19 protein-coding genes are annotated in these 25804 nt (G+C 59.0%); 8 read left to right on the top strand and 11 right to left on the bottom strand.

The window, feature by feature from the left end:
- Positions 1 to 109 precede the first annotated feature (109 nt).
- From ETAA8_RS03580 to uvrA, 6 genes are all read right to left on the bottom strand, one after another.
- Positions 110 to 583, bottom strand: coding sequence for a (2Fe-2S)-binding protein (locus ETAA8_RS03580; RefSeq protein ID WP_145084995.1), 474 nt, complete (start codon positions 581 to 583; stop codon positions 110 to 112).
- A gap of 45 nt (positions 584 to 628) precedes the next feature.
- Positions 629 to 1513, bottom strand: coding sequence for an FAD binding domain-containing protein (locus ETAA8_RS03585; RefSeq protein ID WP_145084997.1), 885 nt, complete (start codon positions 1511 to 1513; stop codon positions 629 to 631).
- 95 nt (positions 1514 to 1608) lie between these two features.
- The gene (locus ETAA8_RS03590) at positions 1609 to 2334 is read right to left on the bottom strand and encodes an alpha/beta hydrolase (RefSeq protein WP_145084999.1); all 726 of its coding nucleotides are present in this window, start codon (positions 2332 to 2334) and stop codon (positions 1609 to 1611) included.
- The gene (locus tag ETAA8_RS03595) at positions 2331 to 2720 is read right to left on the bottom strand and encodes a hypothetical protein (RefSeq protein ID WP_145085001.1); all 390 of its coding nucleotides are present in this window, start codon (positions 2718 to 2720) and stop codon (positions 2331 to 2333) included. Before ETAA8_RS03595 ends, ETAA8_RS03590 begins: the two co-directional genes overlap by 4 nt.
- 134 nt (positions 2721 to 2854) lie before the next feature.
- Positions 2855 to 3508: a DOMON domain-containing protein gene (locus ETAA8_RS03600; RefSeq protein WP_238397670.1), complete on the bottom strand. Its 654-nt coding sequence runs from the start codon at positions 3506 to 3508 to the stop codon at positions 2855 to 2857.
- A complete protein-coding gene (gene uvrA, locus ETAA8_RS03605) occupies positions 3505 to 10785 on the bottom strand; it encodes an excinuclease ABC subunit UvrA (RefSeq protein WP_238397671.1) in 7281 nt (2426 codons plus the stop codon). Before uvrA ends, ETAA8_RS03600 begins: the two co-directional genes overlap by 4 nt.
- A 212-nt stretch (positions 10786 to 10997) precedes the next feature.
- Here uvrA and ETAA8_RS03610 point away from each other — a divergent pair, with 212 nt between their 5' ends.
- Entirely contained in the window at positions 10998 to 11525 is a 528-nt protein-coding gene (locus ETAA8_RS03610; protein WP_145085023.1) for a hypothetical protein, read from the top strand.
- Between the two features lie 5 nt (positions 11526 to 11530).
- On the opposite strand, the gene ETAA8_RS03615 is transcribed toward ETAA8_RS03610, so the two are convergent.
- Positions 11531 to 12142, bottom strand: coding sequence for a hypothetical protein (locus ETAA8_RS03615; protein ID WP_145085026.1), 612 nt, complete (start codon positions 12140 to 12142; stop codon positions 11531 to 11533).
- A gap of 256 nt (positions 12143 to 12398) precedes the next feature.
- On the opposite strand from ETAA8_RS03615, the gene ETAA8_RS03620 reads away from it, so the two are divergent.
- Positions 12399 to 13853, top strand: coding sequence for an outer membrane protein assembly factor BamB family protein (locus tag ETAA8_RS03620; RefSeq protein ID WP_145085029.1), 1455 nt, complete (start codon positions 12399 to 12401; stop codon positions 13851 to 13853).
- 14 nt (positions 13854 to 13867) lie between these two features.
- On the opposite strand, the gene ETAA8_RS03625 is transcribed toward ETAA8_RS03620, so the two are convergent.
- On the bottom strand, positions 13868 to 14800 hold the full coding sequence (locus ETAA8_RS03625; RefSeq protein WP_145085032.1) for a DUF1559 domain-containing protein: 933 nt from the start codon (positions 14798 to 14800) through the stop codon (positions 13868 to 13870).
- A gap of 340 nt (positions 14801 to 15140) precedes the next feature.
- Here ETAA8_RS03625 and ETAA8_RS03630 point away from each other — a divergent pair, with 340 nt between their 5' ends.
- From ETAA8_RS03630 to ETAA8_RS03640, 3 genes are all read left to right on the top strand, one after another.
- Positions 15141 to 16226 carry a 1,9-bis(guanidino)-5-aza-nonane synthase gene (locus tag ETAA8_RS03630; protein WP_145085035.1) on the top strand — a complete coding sequence of 362 codons (1086 nt, stop codon included), beginning with the start codon at positions 15141 to 15143 and terminating at the stop codon, positions 16224 to 16226.
- 355 nt (positions 16227 to 16581) lie between these two features.
- Positions 16582 to 17442: an MBL fold metallo-hydrolase gene (locus tag ETAA8_RS03635; RefSeq protein ID WP_145085038.1), complete on the top strand. Its 861-nt coding sequence runs from the start codon at positions 16582 to 16584 to the stop codon at positions 17440 to 17442.
- Positions 17443 to 17500: 58 nt separating this feature from the next.
- Complete coding sequence (locus ETAA8_RS03640) at positions 17501 to 17707, top strand: hypothetical protein (protein ID WP_145085040.1); 207 nt, start codon at positions 17501 to 17503, stop codon at positions 17705 to 17707.
- A gap of 30 nt (positions 17708 to 17737) precedes the next feature.
- Here the strand turns inward: ETAA8_RS03640 and ETAA8_RS03645 are convergent, their stop codons facing one another.
- From ETAA8_RS03645 to ETAA8_RS03655, 3 genes are read right to left on the bottom strand one after another with little or no spacing between them, the layout of a single operon-like run.
- On the bottom strand, positions 17738 to 20971 hold the full coding sequence (locus ETAA8_RS03645) for an efflux RND transporter permease subunit (protein WP_145085043.1): 3234 nt from the start codon (positions 20969 to 20971) through the stop codon (positions 17738 to 17740).
- Between the two features lie 2 nt (positions 20972 to 20973).
- Entirely contained in the window at positions 20974 to 22374 is a 1401-nt protein-coding gene (locus tag ETAA8_RS03650) for an efflux RND transporter periplasmic adaptor subunit (RefSeq protein ID WP_145085046.1), read from the bottom strand.
- 6 nt (positions 22375 to 22380) lie between these two features.
- Positions 22381 to 23043, bottom strand: coding sequence for a TetR/AcrR family transcriptional regulator (locus ETAA8_RS03655; RefSeq protein ID WP_145085048.1), 663 nt, complete (start codon positions 23041 to 23043; stop codon positions 22381 to 22383).
- 281 nt (positions 23044 to 23324) lie between these two features.
- Here ETAA8_RS03655 and rimO point away from each other — a divergent pair, with 281 nt between their 5' ends.
- Genes rimO through ETAA8_RS03670 form a run of 3 tightly spaced genes read left to right on the top strand, consistent with a single transcriptional unit; the run spans position 23325 to position 25721 of the window.
- A complete protein-coding gene (rimO, locus tag ETAA8_RS03660) occupies positions 23325 to 24758 on the top strand; it encodes a 30S ribosomal protein S12 methylthiotransferase RimO (protein WP_202921536.1) in 1434 nt (477 codons plus the stop codon).
- Positions 24755 to 25153: a hypothetical protein gene (locus tag ETAA8_RS03665; RefSeq protein ID WP_145085055.1), complete on the top strand. Its 399-nt coding sequence runs from the start codon at positions 24755 to 24757 to the stop codon at positions 25151 to 25153. The genes rimO and ETAA8_RS03665 overlap by 4 nt, the downstream gene beginning before the upstream one ends.
- Complete coding sequence (locus tag ETAA8_RS03670) at positions 25134 to 25721, top strand: hypothetical protein (RefSeq protein WP_145085057.1); 588 nt, start codon at positions 25134 to 25136, stop codon at positions 25719 to 25721. Before ETAA8_RS03665 ends, ETAA8_RS03670 begins: the two co-directional genes overlap by 20 nt.
- The last annotated feature ends 83 nt before the right edge of the window (positions 25722 to 25804 follow it).

Genomic DNA, 25804 nt, shown 5'->3' on the forward strand with positions numbered 1-25804 from the left:
GTTCCTTTGCATTCCCCGCCACCGCCGCTATTTGGTGGCACGTGGCAGTGGTTTAACGAAGTAGCGCACAAGCCAATGAACCACCGGCACGGGGCCGGTGGCGTGATGATTAACGTACCGCAGTCGCGCAGGCTTGCACGGATTTCACAATCTTGTCGTAGCCCGTGCAGCGGCACAGGTTGTTGGCCAGGTGAAAGCGAATATCGTGTTCCGTTGGCTGCGGGAATTTTTCGAGCAGCGCCTTGGTCGCCATCAGGAAGCCGGGCGTGCAAATGCCGCACTGCAGCGCGGCCCCTTCGAGAAAGCATTGCTGCACCGGCGCGAGCTGGCCGTTCTTGGCCAGCGATTCGACCGTTTCGATCTTCGCCCCTTCCGCCTCGACACCGAGCACCAGGCAACTGAGGACGGGCTTGCCGTCCATCAGCACGGTGCAGGCTCCGCAGTTGCCGTTGTTGCAGCCTTCTTTGCTGCCGGTCAGATGCAGCGTATCGCGCAGCACTTCGAGCAGACTTTGCCGTGGCTCACACAAAAACTCGGTGCTGCTGCCGTTGATCGTAGACGAGACAACCGTCTTCTTAGCCACTCTTTGTTCCTTATGCCTGCGCTGGTGCGTCGTGAGTAACGGCGATTAGTGATTGATGAAGACCTTGGCTCGCTCGGCCGCTTTGAGCAGCGTGCGTTTGACCATCACACCCACGAGGTGCGTGCGGTATTCGGCCGTGCCGCGCATATCGCTGATGGGAGAGGCAATCTTCTTGGCGAGCTCACCTGCTTGGGCGAAAAATTCTTCGGTCGCTGGTTTACCCGCCAGCCATTCGCTGGCCTCTTGAGCATACTTGGGTGTCGGAGCGACGGCTCCCACGCCGATGCGGGCGAATTCAATCGTGTCACCCGTGGCATTGAGTTGCACGCGCGAGCCCACGCCGACGACCGCGATATCCATTTCATTCCGCGGAATGAAGCGTTCGTAGGCCGAACCACTGTGCGACAAGCTGGGCGGAAACACAATCGCCACCAGCAACTCCCCCTTCTGCAGCACGTTCTTGCCCGGCGCGGTGCAGAATTGTTCGACCGCGACCGTTCGCTTGCCCCGCGGGCTGGCGATTTCGCACCAGGCATGATGGGCAATCAGAGCGGGAATGGTGTCGGCCGCCGGTGATGAATTGCACAAGTTGCCGCCGACACTGGCCCGGCTTTGGATCTGCCACCCGCCGATAATCTTGGAGGCATCGACCAGCGCCGAATAAGCGGCCACAAGCTGCGGATGTTCGTAGACGCGATGGCACGGCACGCTGGCTCCCAATCGTAGGCCGTGCGTTGCCGAGAAGGTGAGTTCCTGCAGTTCAGGCACCTTCTTCACATCGACAACCAGGTCGGCTTCGCGCATTCCTTCGCGCAGTTGCACGATGATGTCGGTGCCGCCAGCCAGGATCTTCACGCTTCCCGCTGCGTGTTGCAGCAGTCGACTCGCTTCGCCGAGCGACTCGGGTGCCGCATAACCAAAATCTTTCACGGGCAGCTCCTCAAAGGTGGTCCGCTGGCAATCAGGCCGCCCGCGGTGCGCGGATTATACCCCGGCAACGACTGTTTTCAACGAAGGGAAGCTCGTTATAGCAGCCCTTGCAGCAGATCGGCGGTGGCTTGAATCGCCGCGGGATGAATTTCGTGAAAGCCAGCGAACTCCAAATACTTCACCGAGCAGCCGGCTCCCATCAACTTGTCGCGGAGCGCTTCGGCCTGAAACAGTGGCAGGATCGGATCGCGACGGCCATGCGATTGCAGCACCTTGGTCCCCACGAGTTGTGGCATGCGCGGCACCCAATCGGTCTCACTCACCAGCGAACCGCTGTAAATTATAAGTGCCGCCGGTGCTTCAACCAGCGAGAGTGCCGTATCGGTCGCAACCATCGAGCCTTGCGAAAAACCGCCGACCACGATCTGCGCAGCCGTGAGCTTCCACTCGGAGCGCAGCTCGGCAACCAGTTGGCTCACCTTGTTGGTGGCTTCGGTCATGCCCGCCGGTCGGTCGCGGCGAAACCGCTGCAACGTTTCCGGCGTGGGGAGATTCAGTAAGCGCTCGAGATCGATCCACCACCAGGCACGGCCGCCGGGCATCCCTTGCTCTTCGAGCGATAACGGCGCAGCGGGAAAAACAATCGCGATCTCTTCGTGCCGATCGCCACAGCGCTCGAGAATCGGCTCGGCGAGTCCCGCCAGGTCTTCGCCGGAGGCCCCGAAGCCGTGACAAAGGATGACCGCCAACCGCGGCGGTTGATTGGGTGAACGAACGACGATGCAATCGAGCCCGCCATAGTTTGCCTCGACTGCAATCATGCTTCACTCTCCGGGGATTCGGGCTGCTCACTGGCTGGGGGCGGCAACGGTTCTTCTGCGGGAAGCGCGGTAACAGTCGTCGTCGTGGCAATCGTGACACTTTCGACAACGGTTGTACTCGCCACTTCTGTAGCGATGACATTGACCTGCGTCGTCTCAATAACTGCGACGGGCGAGGGTGCGGGACGTGGCTTGGCGATCACGGGAACCGTGCGGCGGGGACCGTCGCCAATCAGCTTCATCGAAGTCGCTTCGGCGCTATTGCTCTTGCCGCAGGTGCAGAACTGCGTTGTCGTCGTGCCATCGGTACGACGGCGCTGGCCGCAAGCGGGACATTCCCAGATCCGTCGCAGGTCGTATTTCAGTCGCTCGAAAGGGCCGCGCATGTGGAAGCTCGTTGCTACGTGTGTGGTGCTCGTCCCTGTTTCTTATAAGGTGAGCAGAGAGGGAGAGACAAGGAGAGGGGTAGCAATGTGCGTCCCAGTTTTTCCTTCTGCATTCTGCCTTCTTACTTCTGCCTTTATTTCACCAGATTCAACGTTCCCCACAGGCTAGGATCTTCGGCAAAGGGGAACTCGGGACCCACGGTGAACGTTTGGGGCCCCAGTTCGCGATCGATGACGGCGTATGTAAAGCCGAGCGAGGGTTGATCGCCGGGCGTATAGCCCGTGAGCGTCTGCGCGGGGAGATAGGCCTGCAAGGTGTAGCCGTCGTGCCGCCGTTCGCCACGGATCTGCAATTGGCGAGTGTCGATTTCGCGCGGGCTCTCTTTGGCGCGATTGATGGCCAAGAGCGCGATCAGTGGTTCATCCAGCTTGCGGCCGGCACCGAGCGGGAGCAGGGCAATTCGATGGCAGAAACGTCCGGCGCGGTGGATGTTTTGCGTGTTGCGCGTGTCGATCCACAATTGCACGCCGTCACTGTCGTCGATCCGTGAGTCCCGACACCACGGCGGCTGCGTTTTTCCTTTGATCACAAACTGGAAAGCCAGGCCCGCTTCGCTCCAGCCGGCGCGGACTTCGGTGTGAATCTTCTTCCCTTCGAGTTCGCCGAAGCAGGGCAGAATGTGCTTGGGACCGAGAGACGCACCTTTGCTCGACCACAGGTCAGCGGTATAGAAGCAGGGTGCGGCAAAGCGAAAGAGGAAGGTCGGGGCTACGAGTCGTTCGCTCACGAGGCCACCTCCCGCAACTTGCCGAGCGAGGCCAGGTGTTGTGTCAGGAACTGACGAAGCTCGGGCTGATGCACTTGTTCGATGTTGGCGAAGTGAATCTTGATAACGTCACGCTCCTTACTCAAATCGTCGAACTCGCGGGCCGAACCGAGCGTGGTGATGCCACCCAGGGCAAATTTCCCCTTCGGGCCATTCAGCACCAGCAGCAGCGACTGCGGCCGCTTGGTATAGAGAGTGGCCCAGGCATCGCGGCCTTGTGGCACGAGCACGCGAACCAGTTGCTGGTTGTTCCACAAGAACTCCGCTTCCGGCGCGACCTCCTTGATGAGTTCGCACAACTCTTCGAGTGTTTCTGCCTTCCACTCGACATTCCGGCCCGGTGGGAAGCCTTTGCGGAGCAAGTGCCACTTCTGCCCCAGAACCTTCCAGGGAGAAACATCTTCCGGCGCGACGGTGGCCTTTTCGGTGTACTTGAAGAAGCCTTTCACCGCGTCGTCGACAAATTGCCAGAACTCGGGCGTATCGACTTCATCATACGAGTGAACTCGGACTTCAATTTCTTGCCACGGCCCTTGCAGGGTTTTCACCTTCACGCGCGGCTCGTTGCCATAAATGGGGAGCTCGGCCAATTCGTTGAGTGTCTTCAGGTTGATTCGTTCCTGCAGCGCTTCGCGCTTGAACGTTCCCTTGTAAACGCGGAACTTCAACTTGAGGAGCCAGGTCTCGCCGGTGATGGCATGGAAGAACCAGCCATCGGCCTTCTTGGCGGCGGCGATCTCGACGACCGACCGCTCACTCCAATCGGTTTCGCTGAATTCGCCCAGCGAGTGAATGCGATCGACGACTTCAGCCAGAATGCGGCCGTCCCATTTGCAGGGCTCGCCGGTGCGGCCGACGCGCGACTCGGTGTGCCACCGGCGACCGTCGACTTCCCACGGCATCTTTACTGTCTTGCCGACTTCATTGATATCGAGATCACCTTGCTGTTCCTTCTCGGCTTCGTTGGGATCGTATTTCTTACGATCTTCGAACGGGCCGGCGAGCAGTACAGGCGCGAGAGCGGCAGCAGTGTGCGAAAACGGAATCGCGGCCAGTTCTTCGGCGGAGAATGTTGTCTCAGCCTTCGTGGCCTTCTTCTTCCCCTTCGTCTTGGGCTGCTGGCTGGTTTGCGGATTGGCCGGCATGCCGTGCGCGGCGACGTGACGGTCGACAACTTCGTCCGGGGTGCCGAAGGCGACGACCTGGCCCCCCCCTTCGCCCGCATCGGGGCCCATGTCGATCATCCAGTCGCAGCTCTTGATAATGTCGAGATTGTGCTCGATCAGCACGACCGTGTTGCCGAGGTCGACGAGCCGCTGCAGCACTTCGAGCAGCTTGGCGAGATCGTCGAAGTGCAAGCCGGTCGTTGGTTCGTCGAGCAGGTAGAGGGTGCGGCCCGTATCGGGGCGGGAGAGTTCCGCCGCGAGTTTCACGCGCTGAGCTTCACCGCCTGAGAGCGTCGGCGCGGGCTGGCCGAGCGTGAGATAATCGAGACCGACGTCGCACAAGGTTTGCATGACGCGGCGAATCTTCGGAATGTTCTCGAACAATCGCAACGCATCGCCGCAGGTCATATCGAGCACATCGCTGATCGAATGCCCGTGGAACATGACCGCCAGCGTTTCGGGATTGTAACGCTTGCCGCGGCAAACATCGCACTCGACCCACACGTCGGGCAGAAAGTGCATCTCAATCCGCTTCTGGCCATTTCCCTCGCAAGCCTCGCAGCGACCGCCGGGAACATTAAAGCTGAAGCGTCGGCCCGAATAGCCACGCACCTTTGCCTCGGGCAATTGTGAGAAGAGCGTGCGGATCAGTTCGAAGCATCCCGTGTAAGTCGCCGGGTTCGAAGTCGGCGAGTTGCCGAGCGGCTGTTGATCGACCCGAATCACCTTGTTGATATGCTCCAGCCCGTGAATTGCATCGTGCTGGCCGGGGATGACCGACGCGCGATGCAACTGCCGCGCGATAGCCGCATAGAGCACATCTTCGATGAGCGTGCTCTTGCCGCTACCGCTGGGGCCGGTAACAGCCGTCAAAGTACCGAGTGGAATCCTGGCCGTGACATTTCGCAGGTTGTTGTGCCGCGCGCCAACCACTTCAATCCACGCTTGTTGGAGTTCCGGCTTCAGCCGGTCTGGTTCACCGTTGTTTGCTGGAACCGCAGTCAGCGGAGCCTTTTTCTTCTTACTCAATTTGGCCGGAGGAGCAGGCTCACCATTGGCGTCGACAGCAGGCAATGCCTGGCCAATGCGCCGAGTCTTGGGAACTGGAATCGCCTTCCGATTACTCAGGTACGGACCCGTGACCGAGCGAGGCTGGCCATCGAGTTCGCTCGGATGAGCGCTGGCGACGATCTCGCCGCCGAGACGACCGGCCCGCGGACCAAAGTCGAGCAAGTGATCGCAATGCTCGATCACTTCGCGATCGTGTTCGACAACGATCAGCGTATTGCCAAGATCGCGCAACTTGTGGAGTGCGCCGAGCAAGCGGGTGTTATCGCGCGGGTGCAAACCAATGGTCGGTTCGTCCAGCACATACAGCACGCCGCACAGACCGCTGCCGAGTTGACTCGCCAGCCGAATGCGCTGGGCTTCACCATTTGACAAGGTCGCGGCGGGACGCGAGAGAGACAGATAGTCGAGGCCGACATCGAGCAGAAACTGCAGGCGGCCGGTGATTTCACGCAGCAGTTCGCCGGCGATCTTCCGTTCGCGCTCGCTGAGGTTCCAATTGGCGATGGCCGTTTGCAGATGGCTGAGCGGCATCCGCCCGAGTTCGCCAATCGTTTGATTGCGAAAGCGGACCGCCGACGCATCGTCCCGCAAGCGACTGCCGCCGCAGGTCGAGCATTCGACGTCGGCCACCAGTTGTTCCAGCCGAATGCGCAGCAGCGGCGAAAGCTTCGAAGCTTCTTCGAGGGCCGGATAGAGCCCCTTGAATTGAAACCGGAAGAGCGGCTTCACCTTCTTGCCATTCGCACCGGGGGGCAACACGTCGAACCACTGTTCTTCCGCTCCATACAGGACCGTGCGGCGCTGACGATGCGGCAACTGATCGAACGGCACATCGAGCGGCACGCCCGTTCCCTGACCGAGCGCTTCAAGCATTGCCCGGGCATACGAGATTTGCAGATTCGGCCACAGAGCAAGTGCGCCTTCCGCCAGCGTGAGCTTGGGGTCCGAGAGGAGAGCAGCGGGATTGGCGCCGGTCTGCACGCCGAGCCCTTCGCACGACTGGCACCAACCGAGCGGGCTATTGAACGAAAAACTGTGCGGCGTGAGGGGCTCGAAGCTGCGGCCGCATTCGTGGCAAGCCAAGTGCTGGCTGTGGGCGACGGTCCGCCACTTGGGCTCGGGAACATCGTCCTGAGCATAGGCGACGTGCATCACCCCCTTGCCGAGATTCAGCGCCTGTTCGATGCTCCCCGCGATGCGCGAGCGGGCTTCTTCTTTGACGGTGATGCGGTCGAGCACCACTTCGACCTTGTGCTTGCGGCGGCGATCGATTTCCGGAACCGCGTCGAGCGTGTAGGACTGGTTGTTGATCCGGACGCGGTTGTAACCTTTCGTGCGCAGATCTTCCCAGAGCGTGGCGTATTGCTGGCCGACATCGATTTCGACGGGGGCCATCAGATACAACTTCGCGCCCGGCGTTTCAGCGAGGATCGTATCGACGACCTGATCGGCTGACTGTGTACCAACGGGAATCTCGCACGTGGGGCAATACAACTGCCCGAGTCGCGCCATGAGAATGCGCAGGTAGTCGTAAATCTCGGTGACGGTGCCGACAGTCGAGCGCGGCGTGTGACCGAGATTCTTCTGCTCGATGGCGATGGCCGGCGAGAGGCCGTCGATATGATCGACGATGGGCTTTTGCATCTGCGCGACGAATTGCCGGGCATAGCTGCTCAAGCTTTCGACGTATCGTCGCTGCCCTTCGGCATAGATGGTGTCCATTGCCAGCGAGCTTTTGCCGCTGCCGCTGGGACCGCAGAAGACGGTCATTTTGTCGCGTTCGATCGAGGCGCTGACGTCTTTGAGATTGTGCTGCCTGGCACCGCGGACGGTGATATGCGTGGCTAAGTGAGGCGGGCCTTGCGTGACCGGCAGTTCGACCAATTCACCATTCTTCTTGGACTTCTTCTTGCCGTTCGCTTTTTCTTCGCTGGGATGGAGCGCTGCGTAAGCCTTCTCGCGGGCTTCTTTGGCCGCGGAGCCGTCGAGAACTCGCTTGAGAGCGCGGCCCGTATAAGAACCCTCGACCTTGACGATCTCTTCCGGCGTGCCCGCCGCCAGAAGTTGACCGCCGGCAGCACCACCTTCGGGCCCCATGTCGATGACCCAGTCGGCCGTCTTGATGACGTCGAGATTGTGCTCGACGACCAGGACCGTATTGCCGGCATCCACAAAGTTGTGCAGCACCTTCAGCAGCAGTTGAATATCGGCGAAGTGCAAACCGGTCGTCGGCTCGTCGAGCAGGTAGAGCGTCTTGCCGGTGCTCTTCTTCACGAGTTCACGAGCCAGCTTGATGCGCTGGGCTTCGCCACCGCTGAGGGTCGGCGAAGGCTGGCCGAGCTTGATGTAGTCGAGACCGACGTCGTGCAACGTCTTCAGGCGATGGTGAATGTTCGGCACATTCTCGAACAGGCCGAGTAGTTGCTGAACGTCCATTTCCAGGACGTCGGCAATCGACTTGTCCTTAAAGCGAACTTGCAGCGTTTCCCGGCTGAAACGCTTGCCTTCGCAGACGGGGCATGTGACCCACACGTCGGCGAGAAAATCCATCTCGAGCCGCGTGCTGCCGTTTCCTTCGCAGGCTTCGCAGCGCCCACCTTCCACATTAAAGCTGAAGCGGCCGGGCTTAAAGCCGCGGCGTTTCGCTTCGGGCATTTGCGTGAAAAGATCGCGAATTTCGTCGAACAATTTGATGTAAGTGCCGGGATTGCTGCGTGGTGTGCGACCGATGGGAGTTTGATCGATGGCGATCAGCTTATCGAGATTCTCCATCCCTTCGATGGCCCGATGCTTGCCGGGATTTCCGTCACCTTTGTTCAAATCGCGATGCAGGGTCTCGACCAGAATATCGCTGATGAGCGAGCTCTTGCCGGAGCCTGAGACGCCTGTGACGCAGACGAATGCGCCGAGGGGAATCTCGACGTCGACATTCTTCAGGTTGTTGTGTTCCGCGCCGAGAATCTTCAGGCTCTTGTCGGTACGCGGGCGTCGTTGCTTGGGAACGGCGATTTCGAGTTCGCCGGAAAGGTACTTGCCCGTGACGCTCCTCTCAGCCTTGAGGACCTCACCGGGGCGGCCTTGCGCAACGAGTTCACCGCCGCGCACGCCGGGACCAGGGCCGAAGTCGAGAATCTGATCGGCGGCCCAGATCGTGTCTTCGTCGTGCTCGACAACGATGACGGTGTTACCCATGTCGCGCAGGCGGCGGAGCGTGGAAAGCAGGCGATCGTTGTCGCGCGGGTGCAGGCCGATCGACGGTTCGTCGAGAATATAGAGCACGCCGACGAGCCCGCTGCCAATTTGACCAGCGAGCCGAATGCGCTGGGACTCACCACCGGAGAGCGTTGGTGCGGTGCGGTCGAGCGAGAGATAATCGAGACCAACGTCGACCAGAAAGCCCAGCCGGGTCCGAATTTCCTTCAGCACTTCGGCCGCGATGATCTGCTGCGTATCGGTCAATTGCAGGTTCTGAAAAAAGGCCGAAGCGTCGCTGACAGCCAGGTTGCAGATTTGCGGCAGCGTGCGGCTCAGTTGTTCGCCGACTTGATCGCTTTGCGTGGTCACGCGCACCGAGCGGGCCTGGGGAACAAGTCGCTCGCCTTGGCAGGTCGGGCAGCCGACCATGCTCATGTATTTTTCGAGCTGCTTCTGCTGCATCTTGCTCTTGCTGTTGCGATGCTTGCCCGCGAACTCGGGGATGATCCCTTCGTACTTGCCGCCGTACATCATCGGCGCTTGGCCACCGCGCCAAGTGAAGGTGATGTGCTCCTTGCCGGTGCCGTACAACAAGACGTGCTGCTGCTCTTTCGTCAGCTTGTTCCAGGGCGTTTCGAGTAGCGTATCTTCTTTCCACTTGTGCTTCCGTTCGAGCGTGTCGGCCACTCCCTGATAGATATGCCGCCGCCAGCGCCCCAGTTCGTGCCAGGGGCCGATCAATTCGATGGCCCCTTCTTTGAAGGTCAGCTTGGGATTCGGCACCAGCAGTTCTGGCGACAGGCTGTACATCACGCCGAGGCCGTCGCAATCGGGGCACATCCCCTGCGGGCTATTAAAGCTGAAGAGCTGCGGGCTCGGCGGTTCGAACGACAGGCCGCAGGTCGTGCAGGCGTAGTCGGACGAGAAAAGCAAATCGCCCGCGCGAGCGGCGCGACGCTTCCGCTTGCTTGATTTGGCCGAAGTCTCTTCCTCGGCGACTTCGGGCTCCGCTTCTTCGTCCTGCGGAACGGGAACCGCCTTTGTTTCGCCCGCCGCCAGGTCGAGCGCGACAATCAGATTGCCGCCGCCCATTTTCAGAGCCGTTTCGACGGCTTCGCTCAAGCGCGGGCGAACATCGGTGCGCAGCGTGAGACGGTCGACCACCACTTCGATATCGTGCCGCATCTGCCGATCGAGCGAGATGCTGTCATTCAGTTGCACGACGGTTCCATCGACCCGCGCGCGGACGAAGCCCTGCTTCAGCAAGTCTTCGAACAGGTCTTTGTATTCACCCTTTTGCTGGCGAATGAGAGGCGCGAGGACATTCAGCTTGGTCCCCTCGGGGAGTTGCAGAATGCGGGCCAGAATCTCTTCGCGCGATTGGGCGGTAATCGGCTGCTGGCACTTGGGGCAGTGCCCCTGGCCGACGCGGGCAAAGAGGACGCGCAGGTAGTCGTAGATTTCGGTGATCGTGCCGACGGTCGAGCGCGGGTTATTACCGCTGCTTTTTTGGCTGATCGAAATCGATGGGCTCAAGCCGCCGATGAAGTCGACATCGGGCTTGGGCATTTGGCCCAAGAAATGTCGCGCATAGCTAGACAGGCTCTCGACATAGCGCCGCTGCCCTTCGGCATAGAGCGTATCGAACGCCAGACTACTTTTTCCGCTGCCGGAAACGCCGGTGAGGCAGATGAGCTGATTTCGCGGCAAAACGAGGGAAACATCGCGCAGGTTATGCTCGCGAGCCCCTTTGATGACGATGTCCGATGCTGGCATACGGCGGCCAAAACCCCCAAGCAAGTTCATCCGTGACGAATCCTGCCATTGTACGAGTTCTGAGGCTCCGCGGGACAGGGGGAGCATGCTCGCGCCGCATGTCATCTATCTTCAGCAGTCACATGCAAAGGGTGACTTGCGAGTTGTGACGGTTCGCACATCGCAAGAGTGATCGCCAGATTTGCTGCCCCGGTAGCGGGGTGTTAGAGTGCGCCAGGGCGAGTTGCTGAAAAGGCTCTACGATGAAGTCTCGATTAATGCTACAGCTGTGTTTTCTCGCCGCGATAGTGAATGTCGCGGCTGCAGATGGTTTTCCGGAAGCAAAGACGATTCTCTATCCGGCGGAAGTCCGCGAAGCTTTAGAAAAGGCAACATCGGTCGAACTGCTTTCACTGAACTACAAGATTGCCGGAGTGGAAGCGCGGAAAAAGCATCCGGGAGAATTCTTCGATGGTTTGCTGGTTCTTGGCAGCGTTCAGCTAAAGGACGCTGAGCAAAAGAAGCTGGTTGCGGCATTTCACCAGAGCGTCACGAATTGGGACGGAGCAATTGGGTGCTTTTCGCCGCGGCATGGCATCCGGGTCAAGCATGCTGGCAGCACTTACGACCTGGTCATTTGCTTCGAGTGCATCACAGTGGTTGTGAATAAAGATGGAAAACATTTTGCCACCGCGCTGCTGAAGAATCCGCCAGCCGATCTGTTCAATCAGTTCCTCAAAGACGCCAAGGTCCCATTGCCCGAGCAGCCAGAACCGGAGGCGGACGAGTGATCCACTTACGGCTTTTTCTGCCACTCGCGCTTGAGTCCGCTCAATCGGCCCAGCACGAACTCCATGTCCTTCGCTGCGGCTCCGTTTAGCGCAGGCTGCCATGATTCCAGTCGTTCAATCATCTTCAGATCCCAGCCCAACGCTTGATAAAGCTCGACGTGGCCGTCCCCTTTGATCGCCTGCCAACCGAGTCGCTTGAAATCCGCAGCTCCTCCGGTCTTTTTCGCGGTGAGCGTCAGGTTGTAACCAACGGTTGGCTTGATGTCCTTCGTGCTGATGTCACGCGCCGCGGCAATGAAGCCATCCTTCGCCAGCGCATCGATAAACGTGAGCATGGCGTCGCGATCGAGCTTGGTGACGCGGTCGAATGGATTGTTGTCGGCACCTGCGGCAAAGTCGCCGAGGTGGAACGTGAATTGATAGAACGGTTTGTCCTGATCTCCATAGTAGCGCAGAGCCGCAGTGAGAGATTCGCAACTCCGCAGAATCTTCAGCCGGTCGGCTGTGATTTCGTTCTCATCTGCGGAGACAAGGTCCGCGGTCAGCAAATTGGCCGCCAGTCCCACCGCAGCACAGCTGAATAGCCAATTACGCCTGGTTGGTTTGGTGTTGTCCATGTTGAACCTTTGCTCGAAAAAATGAGAGATGTACCAGTTAAGACGAGGCCGGTTTCCGGTTTGTTCTGCAATTGGCAGCCAGCGCCCGGTGGAATTGCCCCGCCCTTCGTGTGGTCTAGGTTAGCTGCGCAACCCAGAGTCGGCACGATTCATCATTTCTTCCGACAAGCTTCACTCGGCGGCGCGATCGAATACGCACAATCCGCCCGGCGAGTGGAATCTTCTTACTTTTCTCTTCTTTGAATTGAGCTGCAGCATGGTGCAAGCGAAAAGCGTCGTTCAGCAGGTGCTAAGAGGGGCTTATTTAGCCCTCATTGCCATTCTGGCTGCCTCCCTGATTGTGGTTCTGACTTTTAACGACAACTGGTACGTATTGTGGACAGGGAACATGTTTACGGGAACGACCTATCCGCCGGTGAGGACGCGGAAGGCATCGTTCGAAGCTGCCGACGAGACAGCAGCACAACCCGTTGCAACGGCTGATTGGCCGGGCTGGACGATGCTGTTTGGCCCGCGACTGAGCAGTTGTTCGCCCGAGACCGGGTTGAACCTCCGCTTTGGCGAAGAAGGTCCGCGCCGCTTGTGGCAGAAACCCATTGGCACCGGCTATAGCGCGCCAGTCGTGGCTAAAAATGAAAAGGACGGAGGTGACCTTGTCCTTCTCTTTCGCGAAGAGAACCAGGAAGTGCTGGCCTGCTATCACGCCGAAAATGGCGAAGAGCGGTGGCGCTGCTCGTGGCCGACAAGCTATCAGTGCCCTTACGAATACAGCAGCGGTCCGTACGCGACTCCGATTGTCGATGGCGAGCAGATTTATGCCGTCGGTGCGCAAGGGCAGTTGCATTGCGTGGCCCGTGAGAGTGGCGAAGTCCTCTGGCAACGTCTGCTGCAGGAAGATTTTCAAGGCAAGGCTGGACTCTTCGGCTATGGTGCCGGCTTGCTGATTGATGACGAGAAGATCTATCTGAATGTCGGCGGCGTGGAGCAGCAGGCGGGCATCGTCGCGTTCGACAAGAAGACCGGCGACACGCTCTGGAAAACGGGCGAACGAAATTGGGCTTACACGACACCACGCTTAACCACGATCGGCGAACAGCGGTACTTGCTCGTGCTGACCGATTTCGGGCTGGCGGCTCTCGAACCAGCTTCGGGCAAGTTGCTGGGCGAGTATGAATTTCATCCGCGGGGCCCGGATGTCATCAACGCCGTCACGCCGGTGGTGCAGGGCGACCGCGTGCTTCTCGTCACGGGACCAGGGCCAGGCGCTGTCTGTTTGCAGCTTGCCCACACTTCAGACGAAGGAATGACGTTTAAAGAACTGTGGCAAGATCGTCGCGTCCTCGATAGTCAGTTCAACAGCTTGATCTTCTATCCGCAGCTCAACGACGACACACTCATCTTTGGTTTCACCGCCTCACAACAAGGGGGAGCCACCTTCCGCTGCGTCGATTTTGGCACGGGCGAATTGAAGTGGAAGCACTCTTCCGAACTAGGGCGCGGCCAGGCGCTTGCCGCCGATGGTCACATCCTGCTGCTCGGCGAGCATGGGCACCTGCAAGTCTTGCCGGCTACCGAGAAGCAGCCCGAACCGGTCTCCAGCACCAAGGAACCTCTTCTGGCCGCACCTTGCTACAGCCAGCCAGCGCTCTGTAACGGCCTGCTGTTCGTTCGCAACGAGCGGGAAGTGATCTGCTTCGATCTGCGGAAATAGCATTCTGCAGAGGCCTACTCGTTCACCTCGCCGCCCCCCTTGGTAACCAAGCGAGCGACAATGCGAACATCCGTTCCCTTCGCTAAGAACCGCACGCTGCCATCACCCATCATGGCATTCGCGCCGCCGGGGTGAAAGCCGAAGATTTCGTCTTTATTGCAGCAGTTGATCGCGCAGTTGACCGGCCCTGCCGTGCAGTCGGTGTTGTAGCCATCAAGCGAGAATGAATTCTCAGGGTCGGCCCAAGCACTACCCGACGCTGAGCCGCTTGAGTTTCTGCTCCGGTCGCCATTATAGGCCTGGGGCCGACCAGCATCTTCGACAACCCACGTTGTGTTCGAAAGGCCGTCGGTGATATCGGCAAAGCGATCCAGTTGATTGATGCGCATCACGCCATACCGCATCGTCCCCGTCACATTATCGACAAACCCTCCGGTGACGAGCCCGTTATCGACCTCGTTAATCACACCGTAGTCGCCGCAGGCTTCCTTCTTCGTGGCAGATGCGACTCGCTTGCCGTTGGGAGTAGACGGGCAGTAAAAGGTCTGCACCCGCGTGGTGACTACTGGCAGATTCTCGGTCGCGTTCCAATTGAAATCGAATCGATACAGGTCGCTAAGGTTCTTCTGCTCCATGTACGGCAACAAAAACACGGCCCAACTATGCTCGGTCCCATTTCCAACATTGAATTTTGAGTGCACTGGATTGGGATAGCCGGTGCTATTCACTTTGCCGGGCGGCAAGCAGCCAAAAGTGTCGTGAAAGTTCTGCATTGCCAGCCCGATCTGCCGCACGTTGTTCGAGCACTGCATGCGCCGCGCTGCTTCGCGGGCGGCTTGCACGGCCGGTAACAGCAGTGCGATGAGGGCACCGATGATCGCAATCACCACGAGCAATTCGACCAGCGTGAAAGCACGACGAGCGAAAGATACGTGGCCTGAACTCATTGCTCGATCCCCAAAAACGTGCTGCGTCTAATGCCAATCAGCCTATCGCGAGGGGAGAGCGGGCGACAAGGAATACGCTGAAAATTAACACATTGCCGGCTACTTCGAAATGACTGCACTCGAGTCGACCGCAACGTTGCTTGCCGAATTGCCCAAATCTTTCCCTCCACCCTCTTCACCTGGGGGGCCATTGCGCTACAATTCGACACTGTACGCTGGTCCTGCTGCGATTCTTACCGTGGCGAGCAGCGTAGTGCTTTGGGTTTGCTGGCCCGTTCTCAGCTGAAAATTTGTTTCGCGAAGCGGCAGTCAGCATTTTAGTCGAGAAGGAAACACGTACATGACCTGGCAACCCACCAAGCAAGAACTGCTGCAAAAGACCATCGAGCACATCGACATGAAGGACCACAACGTGGTGCCGGTTGTCGAAGCCATGCAGCACATGGCCTTCAGCGCTCGCGACTTGAGCCGCGCTGCTGACATTTACGACCGCATGCTCCGCGACACTGAGTGCGGCGTGATTCTCTGCCTCGCCGGTTCGCTGATCAGCGCCGGACTGAAGCAGGTGATTATCGACATGGTGCGCAACAAGATGGTCGATGCCATCGTCAGCACTGGTGCCAATATGGTCGACCAGGACTTCTTCGAGGCCCTCGGCTTCAAGCATTATGTGGCCGAAGAGCGGTTGAAGAGCGGCATGGACGACAGCATGCTCCGTGATCACGGGATCGACCGAATCTACGACACGCTGATCGACGAAGAAGAACTGCGCGTGTGCGACGAAACGACCCGCAAGATCGCCGATGGTTTGCCACCTGGCGCTTATACCTCTCGCTACTTCCTCAACAAGATGGGCGAATATCTCGAAACGAACGCCAAGACCGATTCGATCATCGGCGCGGCCTATCAATGTGGCGTGCCAATTTTCTGCCCGGCCTTTTCCGATTGCTCGGCGGGGCTCGGTATTGTGGCTCACATTCACGAACGGCTGCGAACGGGTCGTCAGCCCATTTCGTTCGACAGTGCGATGGACTTCTACGAACTGACTCAGATCAAAATGAACAATCCGGTCACCGGTCTGTTCATGATCGGTGGCGGCGTGCCGAAGAACTATGCGCAGGACATCGTCGTGGCGGCTGACATTCTGTTGCAAGAAGAGCATGGTGCGCACGAGTATCCCGCGATGCACAAGTATGCCGTGCAGATCACGATTGCCGATGTTCGCGACGGCGCTCTGTCGAGCAGCACGCTCAAAGAAGCCAGCAGCTGGGGCAAGGTCGATACGACCTTCGAACAGATGGTCTTCAGCGAAGCGACGCTTGCCCTACCTCTCATCGCCGGCTACGCCTACCACAAGCGTGGCTGGGAAGGCCGCAAGTTCAAGCGCTTCGCCGACCTGTTCGTCGAAGCTGGCGAGATTGTTTAGTTCTACTTTGTCATAGGCGAATCTCGCCTCATTGCATTTTCCACCTCCTACTCCTCGGCACTCCGAGGAGTAGGTTGGTGTGAGGAGCCGAACTGCAACTGTCCCAGCCATTCACTTCTTCTGCGAGGCGTGCATGAGCTGGGATGCATACGCCGTCTACAATGGCGAGTTCTCGCGCGAGTGTTCTTTAGACCGATCTGTTTCCCTTGGATTTATTCGCGCGCTGCAACTGAGACTCTGCCAAAGCATTTCTGGAAGCTTGTGCCGAACAGGGCTACGGAATCCAGTTCGACCCGTAGAATAAACCGAGGGCCGAACGTGTCGGCCGCAAGATGAATCAACTGGAGACTGCGAAATGGCCAGCGCAGCGCGAGCAGTGCCAGAGAATGTGCCCGGCGATTTCTTTGTCGATGCGACTTGCATCGATTGCGATACCTGCCGGCAACTTGCCCCGCAGACCTTCGGGGAAGGGGCCGACACGGCCTTCGTGCACGAACAGCCCACGTCTGGCTCGGAGCGGCGGCAGGCGTTGCAGTTTCTCGTTTGTTGCCCGACGGGATCGATTGGCACGCGCGGCAACGAGTCGGCGAAGGCCGCCCTGGGCGATTTTCCGCTCATCGTGGAAGAACCGGTCTGGTACTGCGGTTTTAATTCACCCAAGTCGTACGGCGGCAACAGTTACTTCATCGAGCATGCCAGCGGAAACTGGCTTGTCGACTCGCCCAAATTTCTGCCTCAATTGGTGAGGCAATTCGAATCAAGGGGTGGAGTGAAGCACATCTTTTTAACTCACAGCGACGATGTAGCGGACGCCGAGCAGTACGCCACTCACTTTAGGGCTGAGCGCATCATTCATCGCCACGAACTCCATTCTCAGCCCGGCTCCGAGCGTGTGCTCGGCGGCTACGAAAGTGTCCAACTCGCTCCGGAGTTCGTTGCCATTCCCACGCCGGGACATACCGCCGGCCACTGCGTGCTGTTGTTTCAGAATCGGTTTCTCTTTACCGGCGATCACCTGCACTTCGATCGAGCCACGCAACGGCTTGCCGCTTTCCCCGATTACTGCTGGGATTCATGGCCGCAGCAAGTCGAGTCTCTTCGGCGCCTGCTCGACTTTCGCTTCTCCTGGGTTCTTCCCGGCCACGGTCAACGAGTGCAACTGCCTGAAGCAGAGATGCAGCGGCAACTGGCTGAGCTGGTTGCAAGTTCGCACTAAAGCCTCAACGCACCACGCGCTTGGTCACGACTCAACAGCGGCGCGGTATCATGCCCGCATGGAAGCGCATCAACTGCAGCAGCGTCATTGGTACTGGATCCGCCGCAAGGACGGCAGTCTGGCACCGTATGTGTTTCATCAGACGCGGCACGATCACGAGGGCAAGCTCGTCGCCGATTTCTTCGTGGGGAGTTTTCTCGTCCCCTTTGGGCTGAACCAAATCGAAGGGGAGGCGAACATGCCGACCTTCGCCAAAGAGAAGTAACAGCCAGCAGCGTGGCGGGCGAGACGTTTGCTATTTAACGGTCGACGCCTCGAATGCCGTATTGGGCGCGTGAACGTGACCAGCGGGATGAATGACGATCGGGTGTTCGGCGACGGTCGCAGTGCTGATGACCGTTGTTTCGGTCAGGGCAGTTGGCGACAAAGTCGCTGCCTCGTCGGTGAGTTCCGCACGGCGCAGGATGTGCTTGTTCCAAAATAGGGTGAAGTCATCCCAAAGGGAGTAGGCCACTGGCGTGAGGAGCAGCGTTAGCAGCAATGAAAGCGCTTGCCCGCCGATGATGACCTTGGCCATGCTGGCTCGCGAGCCGGCCCCGGGCCCTTGCCCCATAGCGACGGGAACCATCGCGGCGACGAGCATGAGCGTGGTCATCAGGATCGGACGCAAGCGAGTCTGGTTGGCATCGAGAATTGCCTTGTCGCGTGGGACACCTTGTCCGCGGAGCACGTTCGTATAGTCGATCTGCAAAATGCCGTTCTTCTTCACAATGCCGAACAGCATGAACAGCCCGAACATCGCGTAGATATCGAGCGGCGTTTGCAGCAGATAAAGCGAAAGGAAGGCAAACGGCAGCGTGAGTGGCAACGCCAGCAGAATGGTAATCGGATGGACGAAGCTTTCGAACTGCGCGGCCAGCACCATGTACATGAACAGAAAGCTGAGGCCAAAGGCGATGAGGAAGCCGCCGTTCGACTCTTTCATCATCTTGGCCTGACCGAGAAACTCGTAGTGATAACCGGCGGGCAGGTTGAGTGTCTTCATGTACGCGTCGATCTCGTCGACGGCGGGGCCGAGCGGCATCCCCTCTAGGTTCGCCACCACCACCACTTGCCGCTGACGGCTGTGGCGTTCGATCGAGGTCGGCCCTTGGGCCGATTCGAGCGTGGCGAGGTTCGAGAGCTTCACTAGGCCCGCCTTGGGAGACGGAACCATCAGGGCATCGATAGTTTCGGGGGCATCGCGAAAACTTTGATCGGCCCGCACCCAGACATCGTACTGATCGGCGTTCTCTTTGTACTTGCCGATGAGCTCGCCTCCGACGAGCAGATTCAGCGTGGAAGCCACCGTTTCGATCGGCACGCCCAAGTCGGACGCGCGCTCGCGGTCGATCTTCACCCGCAGTTCGGGCTTCCGCAGCGAGAGACTGGTATCGACATCGACATAGCTGCTGCGGGTCTTCATCCACGCGGCAACCTTGTCGGCAATCAGCCGCAGCTCTTCAAGCTCGGGGCCGCGAATATTCAAGTCGACGTCGACCTGCTTGAACCCACTGGCAGAGATCGCGCCGACGTCTTGCACGGCAGTCCGAATATCGGGGTAGCGGGTCATCAATTCGCGAGCCTGTCGCATCACATCGAACTGCGAATAGGGACGGTGACCGACGTCGGGCAAGCGGACATAAATGCTGGCCTGCGTCACATCTCCCTGGCCTTTGCCGACTCGGCCGGTCGTATCGCCGACAATCGTGAAGATGTGCCGCACATCGGGCAGCGTTTTCAGGTCGGTTTCCATTTCCTTCATCAGCTTGTCGGCCCGTTCGAGCGAGTACCCTTCGGGCAGCGTCATACTGACCTCAAATTCGCCCTGATCGTCGACAGGAACAAAGTCGAAGCCGACCATGCCGGCGATCGTCGGCGTCGAGAGGAGCACCAGCACCGAAGTGACGACGATCACCCAGCGATGCTGCAGCGACCAACTGAGGATCCAACGATATGAGCCTTCGATGATCCGCGTCGTCCAGCCCGACTTGCTCTTGTTGTGGGCCCCTTTTTCGAGCACCAAAAACCGCGAGCAAAGCATTGGTGTGAGCGTGAACGAGACAAACATGCTCATCAAAATCGAGAAGCCGACTACAAAGCCGAAGCTATTAAAAAATCGGCCCACTTGTCCCTGCATAAAGGCCACGGGGACGAAGATCACCAAGAGTGAAATTGTGGTCGCGACGACCGCAGTGGCGATTTCAGACGTTGCGGAGCGGGAAGCTTCCATCGCGGAGCGGCCAAACTCTTCCATATGCCGGAAGATGTTTTCGTGCACCACTACCGCATCGTCGATGACGATCCCAATCGCCAGAATCAGCCCCAGCATGGTGATGTTGTTGAGCGTGTAACCCATCGCCATCATGAAGGCGAAAGTGGGAAGCATCGAGGCGGGAATCGCGATGGTCGCGATAATCGTCGTCCGCCAGTCGCGAATGAAGAGCAGAATCGTCAGGCTCACCAATACCGCGGCGAGTACCAGGTGGAACTTCACTTCTTCAATACTGCTCTCGATGAATCGCGATTGATCGCGAATCACCGCCCATTGGATGTCGGCGGGGAGCGACGAACTGATTTCCTTAAGCCGTTCCTTGATGCGGTGCACGACCGCGACCGTGTTCTGCCCCGACTGCTTTTGCACCACCAGACTGACTGCTGAATTGCCATCGAGCCGACTAAGGCCGCGGGGCTCTTCGAACGAATCTTCAACGCGGCCAATGTCCTTCAGCCGCACGGGGTAGTCGTTGCGATCGGCGACGATCAGATTCGCGAAGTCGGCGACCTTTTCAATTCGCCCCATCGTTCGCAGCACCAGTTCCGAAGCACCTTGATCGACTCGGCCACCGGGAACTTCGAGGTTCTGCCGCAGTAGTGCCTGGCGAATATCTTCCGCAGATAGGCGATACGCGGCCAGTTTGTCGACATCGAGGATGATGTTAATCGCCCGCTGACGACCACCGACCAGCGTCACGGCACCAACGCCGTAGATTGTTTCCAGATTCTCTTTGACTTGCTTCTTCGCCAGTTCGGTCACTTCGCGCACATCGCGCTTGCCGCTGACGGCAATCGTCATGACCGGCGCGGCATCGACGGCGAACTTATCGACCAGCGGTGTTTCGGTTCCGGCAGGCAGGCGATTGATGATCGTCGAGACCTTGTCGCGCACTTCTTGCGCGGCGACATCGCCATCTTTGGCCAGCTTGAAGGCGATGACGATCTGCGAAAAACCTTCCTTGGTCGTCGACTTGAGTTCGTCGATGCCCGAGATCGTATTGACTGCCTCTTCAAGTTCCTTGGTGACGCTCGACTCCATTTCCTCGACGCCGGCACCCTTGAGCGTCGTAGTAATCACGACGGTGGGAATGTCGACATTAGGAAACAAGTCGACGCCGAGGCGAGGATAGGCAGCAGCCCCCAGCACGACCGGCGCGAGGACCAGCATGCAAGTGAAGACCGGCCGACGAATGCAAAGTTCCCAGACAGTCATGCTTAGCGAGTCCCTGCGGAGTTCTGAGAATTGCGGGCCTGATCGACAGCATTCTTGCTGTTGACTTCAGGTGCGAGTTGTTCCATGTCGACCAGGTGCGAGGCAGGCATTACCTGCGGTGCGGCGACGGCCAACGGTTGCCGCACGCTAATGCGCGAGCCGTTGGCCAGTTGAGTTTGACCACTCGTGACGGCGACCGCCTGCGCGGGAAGGTCGCCGATGACTTCGACCCAGCCTGCATCGCGCACGCCCAGGGCCACCGGCACATCGCGAACGGTGTCGCCATCCTGACAGAAGATCTTGGTCACACCCGCGTAAGTAATGACTGATTCAGCGGGGGCCATGATTGCCTGGTCTGCGGTGCGGGTCACAATCGCGCCCTTGGCGAAACAGCCGTGCTGCAGGCGGTGATCGTTATTCGGCACATACGCTTCGATTTCAAAGGTGCGACTTTCGGAGTCAATCGTCGGGCTGATGCGGGCGATGCGGGCTTGAAAGACATCGTTGGGATATGCTTCCACGCGCACTTCCACCGCCTGGCCCAGTTGCAATTCGCTGGCATAACGCTCAGGAACGGTCGCGCGTAGTTTGAGCGCGTCGTCGATGACCAATTCGAGCAACGGTGAAGAACCGGCAGTGGCAAGCTCGCCAGCAGTGGCCATGCGCTTGGCGACCACATAGCCCACGCCTTGCTGCTGCAGTTCTTTGACGGAAGGGAAGTCGCTGGGAGGAGCGGTGATTCGCGTCTCGGCCAATTGCCGCTGTGCCGTTTCGAGCACCGACTGCGAATAGCGAACCGCTGCCATCGTGGCGCGAATGTCGAGCTGTGTTTGCAGCAGCGTCGACTCTTCCACACGGAGATCGGTCTCCGCTTTCTCGAACTCTTCGTTGGTGCCGGCATTCTTTTGAAACAAGTTGCGGAACCGCTCGTAACGGCGGCGGGCATTATCGACGAGCAATCGCCCGCGGATCATGCTGGGCAACTGCTCCGCATCGAACTGACCTTTCGGCATCTCCGTAAGGCCCAGCTTCGAGAGTTCCTTTTCGAGTGACCGCTGAGCTTCATCGAGCGCCAGTTTGAAATCGGTCGGATCGAGCTCGACCAGCACCGCGCCAGGCTTGATGCGGTCGCCGACGTCGACGAGGACTTTTTCGATTCGCCCCGGCACCTTCGCGCTGATCTGGATTCGCTCCAATCCATGCAGCGTGCCGACCGCGGTGATGCGGCGCTGCACGGACCGCGTTTCGAGTGCGGCGACCGTGACGATCACCGGCTTCGGCGGCGCTGCCACAGCTGTTGGTTCGGGCTTGGCACCGTGCGAACCGCAGCCAACGAGCGGGATGGCGAGTGCAACAGCTGCCGCAGCGGTGATGAATACGGACGAGCGTCGTGAGACTGACATAGGTAGTTACTCAGGTCGGCAGGTGTCTTGAGTGGGGGCTAAGGCGATGCCTTGCAGGATTAAATCGGCGACGCGATTCCCGTCCGCAGCTGTAGCAGGGTCGCGCTTGCCGAGAAAATGAACGAGGACGGCACCGAAGAGCGACTGCTCGATGAAGTCCATCAAATGTTCGACGGGAAGTGACCGCAGAACCTTCTTTTGGACCAGGTCCGTAAAGTCGTCGCGCCAGCGGCAGGTCATTTCGTCGTCTTTGCGACCAAAGAACGTCGGGGACTCACGATCGCGGAAATGAGCCCGCTCTTGAATCATCAGTTCGACGAACTCCGGGTGATTGCGGAAGAACTTTAAGAACGCGATGACACCGGCTCTTAGGCGATCGAGCGGCAGCGCCTGTGCATCAGCCACTTGATTCACGGCATCCTTCAACCGCCGCAGACCAAGGTCAGCAGCCGCCAGGAAGAGTTTTTCCTTATTGATGAAGTGCCGATAAACGGTTCCCTTGCCAACTCCAGCCCGGTCGGCAATTTGCTGCACTTCGGTCGCTGCGAACCCTTGCCGGGCGAATAGTTCGACCGCTGCCGAAAGTATCTCGTCGGAGCGGCGCGAATGGGCTTCGTCGACTCGCAAGTCGTCGGCGGAAGTGCCAGTCGGTAATTGAGTTACATTCATCGCGAGTTCACAATCCACAAACCAATCGAGCGCCGGACGGACCGGTCCGCCCGCCTGAATATCATTCGAAATGCCGGGCAGAGCGTCAAGACCAATTTCCACTGCACCCCCGGCTTTGCTGCCACCCGCAACGGAATCGCGGCAATTTTGCCCCTCCCGCCGCGAGAACTTCGCCCATAGACTGAAGGATTACGCGCTGCCCAAGGAAGCAAATTTGGTCTCCGGGTGGCCTCTGTTTACGTTCGGACGCAGCCATGCGTCGCGCACCGCCGAGATCTGTCATGAAGCCGAAGAACCAAGTTGCTCCCGCTCCCACCGACTCTAAGGGGAGCTATGCCTTCGTCAGCTTGGGTTGCCCGAAGAACCTCGTCGATAGCGAGCGAATGCTCGGGCTGTTGAAGATCGATGGCTACGACCTCGTCGCCGATCCCGAAGGGACCGACTTCGTTGTCGTGAACACTTGCGGCTTCATCGAACGCGCGCGAACCGAGTCATTCTCGTCGATCGACGAAATGCTGGCCTTGAAGAAGGCCGGCAAGACGAAGGGGGTGATCGTTACCGGCTGTCTGGCCGAACGTCAGAAGGAAGACCTGCTCACCGAACGGCCGGAAATTGACTACCTCGTGGGCGTGTTCGGTCGCGAAGCCATTACCAAGGTCGCCGACCGGTTGGTGGGGAATCTCGAAGAGCAGCGAACCGTCTTTCAGCCCGCTCCGATTCGCGCGCTGTCGGATAAAGATCGCCTGCGGATCACTCCCAAGCATTTTGCGTTTCTGAAGATCAGCGAAGGCTGCGACCGGCTCTGCACGTTCTGCGCAATCCCCAAGATGCGCGGCAAGCACGCCAGCAAGGTCATGGAAGACGTGATTGCCGAGGCCGAACAATTGGCTGCTGACGGCGTGCGCGAGTTGATCATCGTCGCTCAAGACACCACCTATTACGGCATGGATATCTACGGCGAACCGCGGCTCGCGGAACTGCTGCGTAAGCTCGATGAAGTGCAGGGAATCGACTGGATTCGCCTGATGTACTTCTATCCGATGTACATCACCGACGAACTGATCGACGTGCTGGCCAATAGCCAGCGCATCATTCCTTACATCGACATCCCGCTCCAGCACGCCAGCGATCACATGCTGCGCCGCATGGCCCGCCGCGTTACCCGGCCCGATACCGAAGCCCTCCTGGCCAAGCTGCGGAGCAAGATCCCGAACCTTAGTTTGCGGACGACATTCATCACCGGCTTCCCCGGCGAAACCGAAGAAGACTTCGAAGAACTGTTGGCCTTTGCCAAGGCGCAGCGCTTCGAGCGGATGGGGGTCTTCACCTATTCCTTCGAGCCCGATACCCCGGCCGCGAACCTGCCCAATCATCTGAGCGAAGAAGAAAAAGAGTCTCGCCAGGTGCGGCTGATGGAAGTGCAGCAAGCGCACGCTTTTGCCTGGAATCAGGCCCAAATCGGCAAAACCATTCCCGTGATTCTTGACCAGCCCGTCGAAGGCGAGAAGAACGTCTGGATCGGTCGCAGCCAGGCCGATGCACCTGATGTGGACGGCCTGGTGTTCGTCACCGGCGATCGCATCAAGCTCAAGGCGGGCGATATCGTCCCCGTCGAAATCGTCGCCACGCAAGACTACGACCTGGTCGGTCTCGCCGCCGACAAACCGCTGAAGCGTCAACAGCCGGGGCGGATCCTTTCGCTCACCAGCAAATGAACGCCGCTGATCCCTCCTCGGTCGAGCCCCCCGTTGTCGACCCGCAGCCGCGATCCGCGCTGACCGACTCGCCGTGGTTCTGGGCCTATTTGTTCGGCACGGCGGCACTCATCGCCCTGTTCTTTGCCGGGGGCAAGTTCGGCCCGCGCCAAGCGCAGATCGAGCGCGAGTATCAGTCGCGCACCCGCGCGGCCCAGCAGCTCAACGGCCAAGAGCCCTCGATCAAACTCTCGACGCCCGAGCAAACAATGGTCACGCTCGAGCCGTTGTGGTATTTATTAGCTGTCGTGACCGTGATCGGCTGGTTTCTCTTCTGGCGATCGCGACGCGCGACAAACTCTTCTCCTCTCTCATCGACTCCCGCGAGCTCGCACCATGTGGATTCTGGACAATGAGTACAATCCCGCGCTCCTAGTGTTCTTGGCTGCCTTCGTTGCTCTCGTCGTCTTCGTCGCTTGGATCAAGACCGGCAGAAAAGAAGTCCTCTACCTCCTGGGCATGGTCATCGTGCTCGACGTCGGCCTCGTCATGTACGAGCGCTTCACCATCTCTGATCGTGAGGCCATTCAAGCGACACTGCTGCGCGTCGCGCGCGAGTTGGAAACCAACGACCGCGCTGCGGTCTACGCGGCCATTCATCCCAAGGCAGTGGACCAGCGGATGCAGGCCGAAGCGGAATTGCCCAAGTACACGTTCAGCGAATGCCGGATTACCAAGATTCACGAGACGAAGGTCGAAGGAAACCAGTCGCCCAAGAAGGCCACCGTCGAGTTCAACATCATCGCCTCGGGCTCTTTTCGCAGCGGGGCCGACGTGCTGGGCGAAACCAAAATCCCCCGCTTCATTCGCCTCTCGCTCGAGCAAGATACCGACGGCCAATGGAAAGTCACCGACTATTACCACGCTTCTCCCGAGCAGGCGATCATGCAGCAAACTGGAAATTCAGACTTTCCCAAGCCATAATTTCCCAAAATTATTAACGGCAAGTTAACCGCCGCTATCCAAAAAACAGCGTGACTTGATAGCACGCTCGGCTGATTTCACGC

It is taken from the genome of Anatilimnocola aggregata (assembly GCF_007747655.1).
Taxonomy (GTDB): domain Bacteria; phylum Planctomycetota; class Planctomycetia; order Pirellulales; family Pirellulaceae; genus Anatilimnocola; species Anatilimnocola aggregata.